Origin of the sequence: Paenibacillus endophyticus (assembly GCF_014192395.1) — a bacterium.
In the GTDB taxonomy this organism is placed as follows: Bacteria; Bacillota; Bacilli; order Paenibacillales; family Paenibacillaceae; genus Pristimantibacillus; species Pristimantibacillus endophyticus.
This window is the reverse complement of the sequence record NZ_JACHXW010000021.1, coordinates 67,043-81,243: the sequence shown is the minus strand read 5'-3', so window position 1 is coordinate 81,243 and position 14,201 is coordinate 67,043. Positions and strand designations below refer to the sequence as shown.

At 46.9% G+C, this 14,201-nt stretch carries 13 protein-coding genes and 1 riboswitch; of the genes, 1 reads left to right on the top strand and 12 read right to left on the bottom strand.

Going from position 1 to position 14,201, the window contains the following annotated elements; all coding sequences use genetic code 11:
• Positions 1-189 precede the first annotated feature (189 nt).
• The 3 genes from FHS16_RS25440 to FHS16_RS25430 form a co-directional block, all read right to left on the bottom strand.
• Positions 190-468 carry a hypothetical protein gene (locus tag FHS16_RS25440; protein WP_183569464.1) on the bottom strand — a complete coding sequence of 93 codons (279 nt, stop codon included), beginning with the start codon at positions 466-468 and terminating at the stop codon, positions 190-192.
• Between the two features lie 72 nt (positions 469-540).
• Positions 541-2,280, bottom strand: coding sequence for an ABC transporter ATP-binding protein (locus tag FHS16_RS25435; protein WP_183569462.1), 1,740 nt, complete (start codon positions 2,278-2,280; stop codon positions 541-543).
• A 3-nt stretch (positions 2,281-2,283) separates the two neighbouring features.
• A complete protein-coding gene (locus FHS16_RS25430) occupies positions 2,284-4,011 on the bottom strand; it encodes an ABC transporter ATP-binding protein (protein ID WP_183569460.1) in 1,728 nt (575 codons plus the stop codon).
• A 270-nt stretch (positions 4,012-4,281) separates the two neighbouring features.
• Positions 4,282-4,360, top strand: a riboswitch (ZMP/ZTP riboswitch).
• A gap of 63 nt (positions 4,361-4,423) precedes the next feature.
• Between FHS16_RS25430 and FHS16_RS25425 the strand changes: the two genes are divergently transcribed.
• On the top strand, positions 4,424-5,269 hold the full coding sequence (locus FHS16_RS25425) for a bifunctional 5,10-methylenetetrahydrofolate dehydrogenase/5,10-methenyltetrahydrofolate cyclohydrolase (RefSeq protein ID WP_183569458.1): 846 nt from the start codon (positions 4,424-4,426) through the stop codon (positions 5,267-5,269).
• Positions 5,270-5,285: 16 nt separating this feature from the next.
• Here the strand turns inward: FHS16_RS25425 and FHS16_RS25420 are convergent, their stop codons facing one another.
• From FHS16_RS25420 to FHS16_RS25380, 9 genes are all read right to left on the bottom strand, one after another.
• Positions 5,286-5,459 carry a hypothetical protein gene (locus tag FHS16_RS25420; protein WP_183569456.1) on the bottom strand — a complete coding sequence of 58 codons (174 nt, stop codon included), beginning with the start codon at positions 5,457-5,459 and terminating at the stop codon, positions 5,286-5,288.
• 497 nt (positions 5,460-5,956) lie between these two features.
• Positions 5,957-7,105, bottom strand: a complete 1,149-nt coding sequence (locus FHS16_RS25415) for an ABC transporter permease (protein ID WP_183569454.1) — start codon at positions 7,103-7,105, stop codon at positions 5,957-5,959.
• Positions 7,106-7,107: 2 nt separating this feature from the next.
• Entirely contained in the window at positions 7,108-8,226 is a 1,119-nt protein-coding gene (locus tag FHS16_RS25410) for an ABC transporter permease (RefSeq protein WP_183569451.1), read from the bottom strand.
• A gap of 29 nt (positions 8,227-8,255) precedes the next feature.
• Positions 8,256-9,194: an ABC transporter ATP-binding protein gene (locus FHS16_RS25405; RefSeq protein ID WP_183569449.1), complete on the bottom strand. Its 939-nt coding sequence runs from the start codon at positions 9,192-9,194 to the stop codon at positions 8,256-8,258.
• 126 nt (positions 9,195-9,320) lie between these two features.
• Positions 9,321-10,454, bottom strand: a complete 1,134-nt coding sequence (locus tag FHS16_RS25400; RefSeq protein WP_183569447.1) for a sensor histidine kinase — start codon at positions 10,452-10,454, stop codon at positions 9,321-9,323.
• A complete protein-coding gene (locus FHS16_RS25395) occupies positions 10,455-11,111 on the bottom strand; it encodes a response regulator transcription factor (RefSeq protein ID WP_183569444.1) in 657 nt (218 codons plus the stop codon).
• A 573-nt stretch (positions 11,112-11,684) separates the two neighbouring features.
• Positions 11,685-12,032: a VOC family protein gene (locus FHS16_RS25390; RefSeq protein WP_183569442.1), complete on the bottom strand. Its 348-nt coding sequence runs from the start codon at positions 12,030-12,032 to the stop codon at positions 11,685-11,687.
• Positions 12,033-12,417: 385 nt separating this feature from the next.
• Positions 12,418-13,296, bottom strand: coding sequence for a carbohydrate ABC transporter permease (locus tag FHS16_RS25385; RefSeq protein WP_183569440.1), 879 nt, complete (start codon positions 13,294-13,296; stop codon positions 12,418-12,420).
• Entirely contained in the window at positions 13,290-14,147 is an 858-nt protein-coding gene (locus FHS16_RS25380) for an ABC transporter permease (RefSeq protein WP_183569546.1), read from the bottom strand. The genes FHS16_RS25385 and FHS16_RS25380 overlap by 7 nt, the downstream gene beginning before the upstream one ends.
• Positions 14,148-14,201 lie beyond the last annotated feature (54 nt).

Here is a 14,201-nt window from a genome sequence, read left to right as displayed (position 1 = left end):
GCATTTTCTCATCATTAGCCAAGCACTATGGCACAAGCGTAAACGGCTGAAGCCGTCCTCTGGCGGTTAAGCTTACGTTTCGCGTAGAAATATAGAGAAAAGAAATGATATACTTTCCTATATATTAAAAAAGCCGCCCTTGGCGACTTCTCGCCCTGGGCAGCTTCTTCATACTAGCTTGACCGTTTATTAATCCACGTAACCGGCAAGTCCCTTGTCCATCAGATATTCCATTTCCGTATCCAGAATGGATTCCACAACAAGCTCATTCGACTTCACGTCCGGACGGCTTAGCACATAATCAACCAGCTCGTCGCCGTCAATTTCCACCTCGCCGTTTTTGTCTTCCTTTGCATTGTTGATGAACGCTGCCTCATGCTTCAATACCAGCTTGATCAACTGCTCATCTGCGTTTGTTACGCTCGCTATATGCTTCACAAGCTCTTGCTCATTTAATTGCTCACTCATCGTTTGTCATCTCCTAATCGTTGCACTCGTCTCATTGTACCACAATCAATTCTTCAATATGAGCATGGGAAGCTAAGCGTTTTGTAAAAATGTATTGCCGTGCAGCTCATAGTAGAGTCCTCTTCGGGCAAGCAGCTCCTCATGATTGCCGCGCTCTGCGATTTGGCCGTCTTTAATAAAGAGAATCTGGTTCGCATGCCGAATCGTGCTTAGACGATGGGCAATCACGAAGCTGGTCCGTCCCTTGAGCAGCTTCTTCATGGCTTCTTGAATTTGCAGCTCGGCAAGCGTATCCACACTGCTCGTCGCTTCGTCCAAGATAAGGAGCGCGGGATCGCCCAATATGGCGCGCGCAATCGTGATCAGCTGGCGCTGACCATGGCTTACATTGCCTCCCTCTGCTGTAAGTTCCGTGTCGTAGCCATGCGGCAGCTTGGCAATAAAGCTATCCGCATTCGCTTGCAAAGCCGCTGCTTCGACCTCTTCGTCAGTCGCATCCAGCCGACCGTAGCGGATATTCTCGCGAATAGTGCCTGTGAACAGATGTGCATCCTGGAGAACGATCCCCAGCTGACTTCTTAAGCTATTTTTGTCCACCTCGCGAATATCCTCGTTATCAATCAAGATTTGACCGCTCTTGATCTCGAAGAATCGTCCGATGAGATTAATGATCGTTGTCTTTCCTGCTCCTGTCGGGCCTACCAACGCAATCGTCTCTCCAGGCTTTGCCGTAAAGCTAATGTTCTGCAGCGCAGCCGTTCCATCCTTGTATTCGAACCGCACATCGCGGAACTCTACCTTACCTGCAATGGTACCCATCACGGCAGCTTTGCCTTCCGCTTCGTATTCCGACGGCGTCTCCATCATTTCGAATACGCGCTCGGCTCCCGCAATCCCCGACTGAATTAAATTATATTGGTTGGCGACTTCATTAAGAGGGCCGCTAAATTGCCTCGAATAACCGAGAAAGCTAATAATCACGCCGACGGTTGCCTGATCATGAACGGCAAGCCAGCCTCCGACGCCTGCTATGATCAAGTAGCTGATATGGCCGAACATATTCATGAACGGTCCCATCGTGCCCGAGTAGATTTGCGCTTTGATCCCGACCTTCTTCAGCTTTGCATTGGCAGCTGCGAACTGCTCGGCCATCCGTTCCTCCTGATGGAACAGCGCTACGACCTTCTGACCGGACACCGTCTCCTCAATAAAGCTGTTAAGACCGCCCAGCTCCTGCTGTTGTCCTTTGAACTGCCGCTTCGTCACCTTCGCGATCTTTTTCGATACAAATACGATAACCGGAATGACGATAAGCGCTACCAGTGTAAGCCAGCCGTTTAACAGGAGCATCATCGTGAAAGAACCGATGAGCATAATGACGCTCGAAATAATTTGGATCAAGCTTTGATTAAGCGTATTCGTTACATTATCGATATCGTTCGTTGTGCGGCTCATCAGCTCACCGTGGTTCCTGCTGGCGAAGAAAGGGATAGGCAGCTTCTGCACGTGGCTGAATAGATCTTTGCGCAAGCTCCATACCGTTCGCTGCGATACCTCTGCCAAGAAATAGGCCTGCAGCCAGCCGACCAAGCTTCCTCCCGCATATACCGCGAGCATGAGCAAGCATAGCTGCAGGAGACCCTCGTATTGCTTCGCAACAATATAATCATCGAGTGCCATTCCAAGCAAATAAGGACCCGCCAGCGTAAGCCCTGCCGCCGCTATCGTTAGAATAATAACTGTAATCAGCTTAGCGCGTTGATGAAGCAAATAATGACCGATTTTTTTCAGTGTTGCCCAAGTATGATTCATGCGTTAAGCTCCTTGCTGCGATAGCGCCATTTGTTGATATAGCTTGCTTGTGCGAAGCAGCTCCATATGCGTGCCCATCGCTGTGATACGGCCTTCCTCAAGCACGATAATTCGGTCGGCTTGTTGAACGGAAGCAATTCGTTGACCGATTATGAGACAGGTGCTGCTCTCCATAATGGTCTGAAGCGATTTGCGGATCAGCGAATCGGTATGGAGATCGACTGCGCTCGTACAGTCATCTAGAATGACAATCTTGGGCTTGAGCAATAAGGTTCTAGCGATGGACAAACGCTGCTTCTGACCTCCGGAGAGGTTGACGCCGCGCTGTCCAAGCTCCGTATCGTAGCCGTTCTCCAGCTTCATGATGAATGAATGCGCTTCGGCGGCTTTCGCAGCAGCTTCCATTTCCTGTTGGCTGGCATCCGGCATCCCGAAGCAAATATTTTCTCGAATCGTGCCGCTGAAGAGATGCGCCTGCTGGAACACCATGCCGATTTGCCCCCGAAGCTCCTCCGGAGCAATCTCGCCAATTGGGCGCGAATCGATACGAACGACGCCTTTAGTCGGGGCGTAGAAGGCTGGAATTAAACTGACAAGCGTTGATTTCCCCGCTCCGTTCACGCCTACAATGCCAATCGTCTCACCGGGCTCTGCCGTGAAATCAATATCGTGAAGCACGGCTTGCTCTGCGTGCCCGTCGTAGGTGAAACTGACTTGCTCGAACGAGATTCGCCCCTCACTGATCGGCTCAGCCAGGTTGTCCAAGTCCCCTCGTACACGCTGCTGTTCCCCAGCCAATTCCAATATTTCATTGATTCGGTCAGCAGACGCCTTGGCACGGGAAATCGCCATCAGCTGGTTGCCAAGACCCAAGGTTGAGAACAAAAGCTGGGTGATATACGTTAGAAAAGCGGCTAGACTGCCTACCGATAAGGCCCCTTGCTCAGATAAAATACCGCCGTACCATAACGCAGCTACAATGCTAAAGTTTAGAATAATGGACATAAGCGGCGTATTGAGCGCCACGATACGGGCCGCCTTCAAGCTCGCATGGAGCAAATTCGAGTTCGTTGTTTGAAAGCGCTGCTCTTCGTAATCTGAGCGAACAAATGCTTTGACCACACGGATGCCGGCTAAGTTTTCCTGCATTACGGTATTCACCTGATCGAGACGCTGCTGCATCGCAGCGAATAACGGAACCGTAATCCGGGTCGTAATGACAAGGAAAGCAGCGAGTAAAGGAATCATGGCAAGAAGTATAATCGACAGGCGCGGGCTGATTGTAAATGCCATAATCATGCTGCCGGCAATCATGAACGTATCCCGTGCGAATACGCGCAGAAGCAGCAGAACGAGGTTCTGAATTTGCGTAATATCGCCAGTCAGGCGCGTTACGATCGAGCCGGAGCCGAAGCGGTCAAGCGAGCGCAGCGATAGGGACTGAATCTTTTGAAACAGCTCCTGGCGCAAATCCGCCCCGAAGTTTTGAGAAGCGATGGTCGCAAACACCGTACAGCCTACGCCGGCAATTAAGCCGATTAGTGCCGCAATCAGCATCTTAGGGGCCGTGCTCGTAATCGCTCCAAGATGACCTGCAATTATGCCATCATTGACGATTGCCGCCATAAATCTTGGCTGCAGCAAATCCATGCATACTTCAAGCAGCATGAATAATGGCGCCAGCACGGCAGGCCATTTGTATTTTTTTAGAAATCTAGCAAGCTTTAGCACCTTTGCACCTCAATCTCTTGTTGTTTGGTGAAACCGCCAAGAAGAAACGGCTTCGCCGTCCTCTGCAAGAGGATGGTATCCGTTTCTCGTAGAAATAGAAGAATACTTTATCGCGTGTAACAATAAAGCCTTATATTTAAATAAAGAGGGCAGCGCCTCACGCACCCTCTTGCTCGTTTCATTATAGCATCCTTGAACGATCCGGTACGCGAAAAATATAGGAGCTAGGCTCGTTTTTTCTTGGCAAAGCTGGTAGAATGAAAGGAATTAAAAGCTGTGCGTGACTGGCGGAGCATGGGGAACCATGAGGAAGCGCATAGATAATCGGCCGTACGCCTGGGCAAAGGTAAGGGGACATTCCCCTTGCCTTTTTACGTTTTCTGACCACTATTCGAAGGAGCTGGCGAAGAAGATGACAAACCCACTGATACTAGACGGAACGCGCGTTGCAGAGGCAATCAAAGAAGAATTAAAAGCTAGGATACACACGCTTGAATCACAAGGTATCGTGCCATGCCTGGCGACGATACTTGTCGGGGACGATCCCGCTTCCGAAACCTACGTCCGAATGAAAGGCAACGCCTGCAAGCGGCTCGGCATCGAATCCAAACGCATTCATCTGGATAAGTCGACCTCGACTGAGCAGCTGGTCGAGGTGATCGCTCAGCTCAATGCTGACCCGCTTGTTCACGGCATCCTGCTGCAGCATCCCGTACCGCATCAAATCGATGAGCGCGCAGCCTTCGAAGCCATTAGCATCCATAAGGATGTAGACGGCGTAACGGCGCTCGGATTTGCCCAGAATGCCTTCGGCTACGCAGATTATCCGTCCTGCACGCCAGCTGCCATTATAGCCATCCTTGATTATTATCAGATTCCGATTGCGGGCAAGCATGCTGTCGTCATCGGACGCAGCCCCATTCTCGGAAAGCCGGTATCGCTTATGCTGCTAAACCGGGACGCGACCGTGACAATCTGCCATTCCAAAACAGAAAACGTGGCCGAGATGCTGAAGCATGCCGACATCGTAATCGCAGCGGTCGGTAAACCAAAGTTCATCCAAGGCGAATGGTTGCGCAAAGGCGCTGTCGTACTCGATGCCGGCTACAATCCCGGTAACGTCGGCGACGTCGATTACGATGCATGTCTTGCAGGAGCTAGCGCAATTACCCCAGTACCCGCTGGCGTTGGTCCCGTTACGATCGCGATGCTGCTGAAGCATACGGTTGACGCAGCGACAAGATTATTAAGGCATTAGCCGCTAAGAGGCTTCTCTAGCTGAGAAGGCTTCTTTTAATCTCGTTCACGAGTAATTTTTTCTCGGATTCAGATATCCCGTCCGCACTAAGCTTGCGTGCTGCAATGAGAGCAATCCATGGCTCAATATGCGCATATCCGATACCAGACAGCTTCTCGTATTCCTCCATGAATAGGCGAATGCGATTCACCCTCGCCGCATCCAGCATGATGCTTGCTTCACTCGGCTGCTGCGGGGGGGCAATATCGAATCATAATGATATATTCGGCCAAGTCCGTTAGCTCAAAAAGGCTGGTGTTCTATATGGAAGTCTATTGAGTGTTATGCTAAATTTCTCCTTAGCGCAGCAAGCGTTTCGCCTTAGATTTATAAAAATCAGCGATTATGCAAATCAGAATGCTAATCACGCCACAGATGATATAGGTATTTAACCATATAGACACTCTTGCCATTGTTTAAGTTGCGATTTCGGATATTTTATCCAATTTTGTATTCAAAAGCATCTGTTTCACTATTTTATCCGTACCTATGCATACAAAACCATTTCATCCTTGCTCTCTCTAAATATGACGCGCAACTTAAGCATAAATAAGGACGTAAACACATTTGTGCTTACGCCCTAATTCATTTACACTCTTCGATTAGAATGGCCTTTCAATCCGTTTTGCCCTGAATGATCCCATTTTCTTAAATGTAGCTTCGAGTATCATTATTCCTGCCAAATTTATAGACGGCTATTAAAGTGAAGACCACAGAAAAAGCAATCAAAATGATTAGGTTCAAGGATAATTCACCAAAGGATCCCCCCTGCTGTAGATCGCTGAAGGTATCCAGCAGCCAATACTGAGGAAGAAAGCGCGCGAGCTGCTGCATGGTTTCCGGCATTAGCACAAGCGGGAACATACAACCGGATAATAAGCTGGTAGGAATGAGGATCATATTCTGCATGCCGCTGGCGGTTGAAGAGCTGCTGGAAAACGCCACGATGACAAGTGATAATCCGATTGCCACCAGCGCAAATAACACAAGAATCAGGAACATGCTCCAATAAGGAATACCCGGATCAACATGAAAGATAGTCATCATGATCAACAGTGTCACTGCAATCTGAAGCATCATCATAGTCAAATTAACGATGATATTAGACAAGACATAGGTTCTTGGGGAAATCGGTGAGGATAGAAGGCGATAATAGGTTCTATTCTCTCTTTCCTTGATGAGTATGCCGGATAAATTAGAAGCGGACACCAGCATGAGGATAAGCAAGTAACCTATCGATTGATTGGTTTTGTTGAAATTGACCGATTGATCCTCCACTTTTTTGCCTGCTAGTTCGAATCCCGGCTTTTGAAATTTGTCATAAAGGGCAATAAACTTAGCCTCATCTCCTTGAGCTGCCCTGCCGACCGAAACCATATTATTGATGTGCTGATCCAAGGTTGCCGTTACCTGTCCGGTAACCTGGGCACCCTTAATCGATACGATCTTAACATCCGCGGGTTTGTGAGCAATCAAGCTCTGTGCGAAACCTGTGGGAAAAATAATGGCTGCATCCAGCTCGCCGGAAGCAATTCGCCCCTTTATCTCGTTCTCCTCAAGCTCAATGACAAGCATGGAATCTTGTTTGCCCACCGAATCCATCATGCGTTTTGTAATCGCCTGGCCCCCATCATGATTAACAATGCCCATTTTCAACTCGGAATCTCCCGTTCCTCCTTGGACTAGCGTCGCGAGCAGAATGCCCATAACAGGAAAGACAAAGTATATAAATAGATTCAAATAATTTTTAAAGGTGGACATAAACGTTTTCCGTATCAGCCATAAAGTGTCTCTCATCCTTACAACCCCTCCCTTCTGCGCATCATCGTTAATGCGATACCAAGCAGGACGACCGCGAAGCCGATATTCAACAGCATGGCGTTAATTGTTGCTGACATATTGTCTGCATAGATTAGTTCAAGAAGTGCAGCATTGGACCATTGCAGCGGAGAAAGAGAACTGAGCGCTCCCATGAATCCAGTAGCCTCCTCAACCGGGAAGTATGAACCCCCGAGAAATGCGGCCAATTGGATAATAATCATAACAACAGTACCTGAAGCATTGCCCTTAATGATATAACTGAGCCCGAGTCCCAAGCTCACAGCGAAAATAATTTCAGTAAAGAGTATTAGAAATGCGAGGCCCAAATTTTCTCCCCAGTAGGCATTAAACACATATTTACTAATAAGCACTACGATAATTGTTAGAATTGCATTCAGCACAACAAGCCCTGCTAATTTACCCGTGAAAATTTCGATTTTCGTCACTGGTGAAGCAAGCAATCGGACAGCAGTGTTCCTTTTGCGTTCACCATCAATTAATTGTGCGGCCGTCAAGGCGCTATATAAAATAATCATTGTCGTAATCGCTACTGCGAAATAGTCCATCGCACCCGGTTTCCTTGTCGCATTCAGCGACTCTTCTACCACGTAGCTTTCACTGCCGTTTCCGCTCATGATCGCATCTGCTTGCTCCGAGTCGGTACCTGCTACTACAGCTGCCAATCGGTACCGATCTGCGAACGCTGTGAGCACACTCTTAGCAATGCCGCTTTCAATTAAGCTCTGACTGCTGCTGTAATACTCCAGTCCACTGTCCGTGATCTCGGCATAACCCACATAACGGTTATTTTTCACTTCCGTTTTCCCGTCCGTCTTCTCGTCTGCCTTCTCAAGCTTAATGCCTGCTTGACGCATCTGCCCCGTGAAATCATCCCAATAACGGGAGAAATCACTCGCCGAGCTATTATTCTTGTAAAGCACATTTATCTCTCCGACCGATAAACTGCCGTTAAATGCGCCCGTAAGAGCCGTTCCCAAAATAAGCATCGTTACTAGCGGCGACACCAGCAAAAACAACAGCATCTTGGGGTCACGGATAACCTTTAGCTCTTTGAGCATGATTCTGAATACGTTCATATCCACTTCGCCACCTTATCCCTACGTTCTTATTGGTCCCGCAGGCTTCTGCCTGTCAATGTCAGGAACACTGTTTCCAAGCTAGGCTCATTTTCTTCCACTGCACGGATTTCCAGATCGTCCGCCATTAACTGCTGAATAATTCGGTTCAAATTATTAATCTCGGAATCAGAGGTGACTTTAACGATTCGATCCTCCACTTCCACCCGGTTTACGCCCGCTATTGCCTCCAGCTTGCTCTTATTCAGATTTTCCGCCGAACGCACCTCAATACTGATATTTTTTTGATTCGTAATGATGGCTTTCAATTGGCCTTTCGTTCCTTCCGCAATAATCTTGCCGTGGTCGATAATAGCGATTCTTGTGCATATCTCCTCGACCTCTTCCATATAATGGCTCGTGTAAATGATCGTACAGCCCAGTTCATTCAATTTCTTCACGGAACCAAGAATGTAATTGCGAGATTGCGGGTCGATCCCCACCGTTGGTTCATCCATAATAAGCAGCTTTGGCCGATGGGCGATTGCACAGGCTATATTCAATCTTCGCTTCATGCCGCCTGAGAAGTTTTTGGGATAGCTTTTGTGTTTATCGCCAAGACCTACGAATGCTAGTGCTTCAATCACCCGCTCCTTTAGCTCCGCCCCTCTGAGTCCGTATAATCCGGCAAAAAAACGAACGTTTTCGTAAGCGGTCATATCCTCATAAATAGCCATTTCCTGCGGCACAATCCCGATGTTCATCTTTGCAAATTTGCTATGCTTCGCAATATTTTTGCCAAGAACTTCGATTTCGCCCTTGGTAACCCGGAGCAATGAGGCAATCATATTGATGGCCGTGCTCTTGCCTGCTCCATTCGCGCCTAGAAATCCGAAAATCTCTCCTTCTTTTACAGACATCGTGATATTGTCCACCGCTATAAAATCTCCGAATTTCTTTGAAAGCTGCTTTACTTCAAGTACGTTCATTTCATCACACTCCCGTTTCGTCTTGCTAATAATGCAATTGTAATAAAAAAGGATGCCCCTGTGACAGTGCACAAGTTCATCCTTTACCCCTGAGAATCTTCCTATGTCATGATCGTAAATCTCATCTTATCCGTGAGGAATTAACGTTGTGACACTGAATCCTCTCGATCCATCGACAATAATCGTACCATTTACGCTTGCTGCCCGTTCTTCCATTCCGATTATCCCAAGGCCCTTAATCACCTTCTGCGCCCCCTGGCCGTTGTCCGATACTTCGACCTTGATCAAGGTTCTCAGCACTTGGATATGAATAGAAACGACGGTAGCATTCGAATATTTCATGGCATTGGTCAAAGCTTCTTGGGTGTTCTCCTGAATGACCTTCCACTGGATCGGAGTCATACTGTCGACATTCCCTTCATGAGTGAGAGAAGTCCGCACCGTTTGTTTCGCTGAGAATTCATCAATGAATAACTTCATCCGATTTATCCCCAGCTGCTCTGTCGGCGGCTTCATATTCTTAAGCACAAGACGAATCGTCTCGATCCCGTCCTTGGAGATGTGAATAGCATTCTGCAGCAGCTCAGCCGATTTGTCCGGATTCGAAGTGAACAATCGTTTCGAGGCTTCCATTTGGATCAATGCGCCCGTCATCGAGTGTCCGATCTTATCATGGATTTCCTGCGACAGTCGGTTTCGCTCCTCCAGCTTAATCGTATAATCAGATTGTCTGATATATTCTTTATTCTCATTCAGACTTTTAGTCAACTGCTGGATATGCTCATGCCTATTTTCTAAATCTGCTCTGAGGTCAGTCATTCTGCTTATGTATGTGTGAAGCAAGAGGTTATAGAGGAAACTAAGCAACGCAACGAGTCCGTATGTAACCAGGATTGATTGCGCATATTGAGATATCAAGACGAGCGGAGCCAGCATAAGCAATACAATCAGTCCATGTTTGCGTAGATAGATAGCGAATAGCTCGTAAATGTTCAGAGGAAGCAGGAGCATAAACAGCGGATGGATATAGGAGGAGGATACTGCAATCGCCAGCATGGCTAGCAGCAGCACGATCGACTTGCTGCTAGCCTTTTTCACAATATGAATGGAAATATTCAAACATAAATAGATAAGGATCGACAGCATATACCATGTTGAAATCAAATCCACCGATTCGTAAGATTGAATGGCTACATAGCTTAAGAGGACTGCTTTAATACCCATGGTCCAGATCTCTACAGGGGTACCTCTCTCTCTCATTTAGTCCACTTCCCCGGTTAGAAAATAAATCGCGATTTGTGTACGATGCGTTAGACTCTTTTTCCCTAAAATAGAAGTAATATGGTTGGCTATCGTACCTTCTGAGATGAACAGCTTTTTCGAAATTTCGCGATTGGAAAGTCCCTTCGCGATGAGGGACATAATGTCATATTCTCTATCGGTGAACAAACTTCTATCGATCTTACTGCCTCTGTCCATCTTCTTATCTTTATCCTTATCCGCGAGCAAACTAGATTTGAGCTTGTCCAGCACAGCATCCTGCAGCACATTATGTCCATTATATATCGTGATAATGGCATCCCGAATCCGCTCCGGATCGTTATTCTTCAGCAGATACCCCTTCGCTCCGCTGCTAATCGCATCTAGAATAAATGCTTCGTCATCAAAGGTGGTCAGGATTAGCGCTTTGGTTCCTGTCTGCTCAGCGATCAGCTTGGTCGCCTCCACGCCATTCATATTGGGCATTTGCACATCAAGCAGTGCCACGTCTACTTCGTTCTGCCTGCAGAAATCTACGGCTTCTTGACCATCCTGAACCGATGCCAATACCTCGATTTCATCGAAGGTGGTCAGGATGATCCTCATGCCTTCTCGGACAAAGGGATTATCATCGGCAATAATAACCTTTATTTTCAAGGCTGCTCACTCTCCGTTCACTGCTGTTTAACCGATCTTTCACGCTTAGCTTGAGCTGGAGCATGATTCATGAAATCTCTAATTTTATGTAATTCGGTAATCGAACATGTTCTAACAACAACAACATTTGCATTATATAAACCAACTAAAAACACTGAAGAGCTTAGATTACAAGATATGCTTGTGAACATGATTTCTCCTTATATTGGAGAAGATTTCAATAACTATTATTATCCGGAGGTTTTTGGTCCGTTAGCGTCATAACAATTTCACTGGCCTTATATGCATTTAATGTTATATCAATTACTACAAAAAACCAATATCTTTACCTTATCTCCTCTTTCGCCTTGCAAAAAAAACGAGCGCCTCTGCACGATGGAAGTACGCAACGGGTCATAGCGCTAAAAATTCCATCAACCAGGAGGACGCTCTACTATGAGTTTAAATCGCAGCGAGACAAAATCAACTCATTGAAAAAATAACCCTCATCATCTAGTCGTAGGGATCGGCATCGCACAATGAACTGATGTCGCTCGTGTTGACACACGGCTCCTCCTACTTTCAGCCAACTCGTTATTTCTCCCAAAGCTCGACCAGTCGACCTTCAGGATCTTCAATCCAAATAAACTTCCCAAATTCACTAATCTCTTTTTTCTTTGCAAGAGGTACACCAATATGTTCAAGATGATCAATACACTCGTCTATATTATGTACTTGGAAATTTAACATCACTTGTTGATCTGTTGGAAAATAACTGTCATTCTCGGTAAAGAAAGAAAAGATAGTCTCATTTCCTACTTGAGGTTTTATCACTGTCCCGTTCCAATTTTCTATTTCAATCTTCAGCACTTCACTGTACCATTTTTTTATAGCTTCAAGATTGTTTGTTCTCCAAAATATTCCTCCAAATCCTTTTATCATCGTATCCAGCTCCTTACTGTCATCAAATTTTCAGCAATCCGATTACATAAAACTAAACACACCTTTACAGCTTGCTATTACATTCTGACGTTGTCGCAGAGCATTAGAACATCCGTCACACCCATTTTATTCCACATGTTTCTTATGCTTTCCTGCTTTCGTGAATTTATATGCTTAAAGGTTCACGAAACAATTCAGCCATCCTGTCCGTTAACTTAACAGACGAACCTAGAAAAGCATATGGCCTATGAAGACTTCGTGCAAAATGGAATTTACCCTATATGAACGAACACAGCAGCTCAGAATAAGCTCTGAACTGCTGTTTACATTTCGTTATAGCTTGCAATATAACCTCAAAAGCTCTCTGCAGGCAGTATGAAAGGACTTACCCTTTTACCGATCCAATCATGACGCCTTGCACAAAATGTTTCTGAATAAACGGATAAACGATCAGAATCGGTAGGGTTCCAACCAAGATGACCGCGTATTTGAGCGACTCCAGCACGACGGTACGGCCTCCGACCGAGTTGCTGACGGTCATGTCGCCGACTTGGCCGATCATCACGATGTTGCGAATCATGACCTGCAGCGGGTGCAAGTCTTCGTTCCGCAAGTAGATGAGCGCCGAGAAGAAGTTGCTCCAAATTCCCACGGCATAGAAAAGCCCGATGGTAAGCAATACCGGCTTCGAAAGCGGAAGCACGATGCGCAGCATGATCATCCAATCGGACAGGCCGTCAATCTTGCCGGACTCTTCCAGCTCCCGTGGGATTCCCTGGAAGAAGGTTCGCATTATGATCAAATAATAGGGAGAAACAAGGCCTGGTATCACCATAGCCCATATCGTATCAAGCAGTCCATAGCTGCGGACAACCAAATAGGTAGGGATTAGTCCGCCGGAAAATAACATAGTGAAGACGATAAGCATCATAAACGTTTTGCCGAATACAAGATTCCGGCGCGAGAGCGGATACGCGCCCAGAATGCTGAATAAAAGTGAGCATGTCGTACCTAATACTACATAAATAAGCGTATTCTTATAACCAACCAGAACCCGATTATCATTGAATACGGCGGAGAATGCGTCGAAGTTCAGTCCATTAGGCCATAGCGTGACTTCTCCCGCGATTACCGGCTCCGGATCGCTAAGCGCAATGGCTGCCATGTGCAAGAAGGGGAACAACATCGCGCAAATCATAAGCGCCATTAACAGCACGTTCGCGTAATCAAAGAGAAGGGATAATGCGCTCCTGTTCTTTACCATAAGCTATTCTCCCCTAATCTTCTGCTAATTTTGTTGGTCGTGTAGACAAGCAGGAAGCCAATCACGCCCATAAACAAATCAATGGCCGTTGCATAGCTGAAGCTGCCCTGTAGAATGCCAACGCGGTATACATAGGTGGCGATAACGTCCGCCGTGTCGTACGTAGCGGGATTGTAAAGCAGGAACACTTTCTCGAAGCCGACTTCCAGCATGCCTCCGATTTGAAGGATCAGCAGGATAACGATCGTGGCTGCAATTCCCGGCAATGTCACGTGAAGGGTCTGCTTCCATCTGCCCGCACCGTCCATACGGGCCGCTTCGTACAATTGCGGATCGATTGTCGTAATGGCCGCCAAATACAGGATGGAGCCCCAGCCGACCTGCTGCCAAATTTCCGAGAGGACATAGATCGTGCGGAACCACTCTGCTTCTTGCAGGAAGCTTATAGCCGGAAATCCAAACCATTCGATGATACGGTTGACCCAGCCAGTGCTGGGAGACAGGAGCAGGAGCAGCATGCTCGCGACAACCACATTGGATAAGAAATGCGGCAGGTAGCTTACCGTCTGGACAAGTCGTTTGTATACCGCGTTGCGAAGCTCGTTAAGGAGCAGAGCCAAAATGATCGGCGCGGGAAATCCGAACAAGAGCTTGTATAGCCCCAGCAGAACAGTGTTTTTGATAATGACGAGAGCATCTCGGTTATCGAAAAACTGTTGATAATATTTGAGTCCGACCCATTCGCTTCCGCCTAACCCTTTAAACAGATTGTAATCCATAAAGGAGATGACGATACCGAACATGGGCACATACTTGAACATAATGAAATATAACAAGACCGGTGCGAACATAAGTATGAAAGCCCGGTCCCGCTTCAGTTGCTTGAGGATCGATGGCGAATTCAA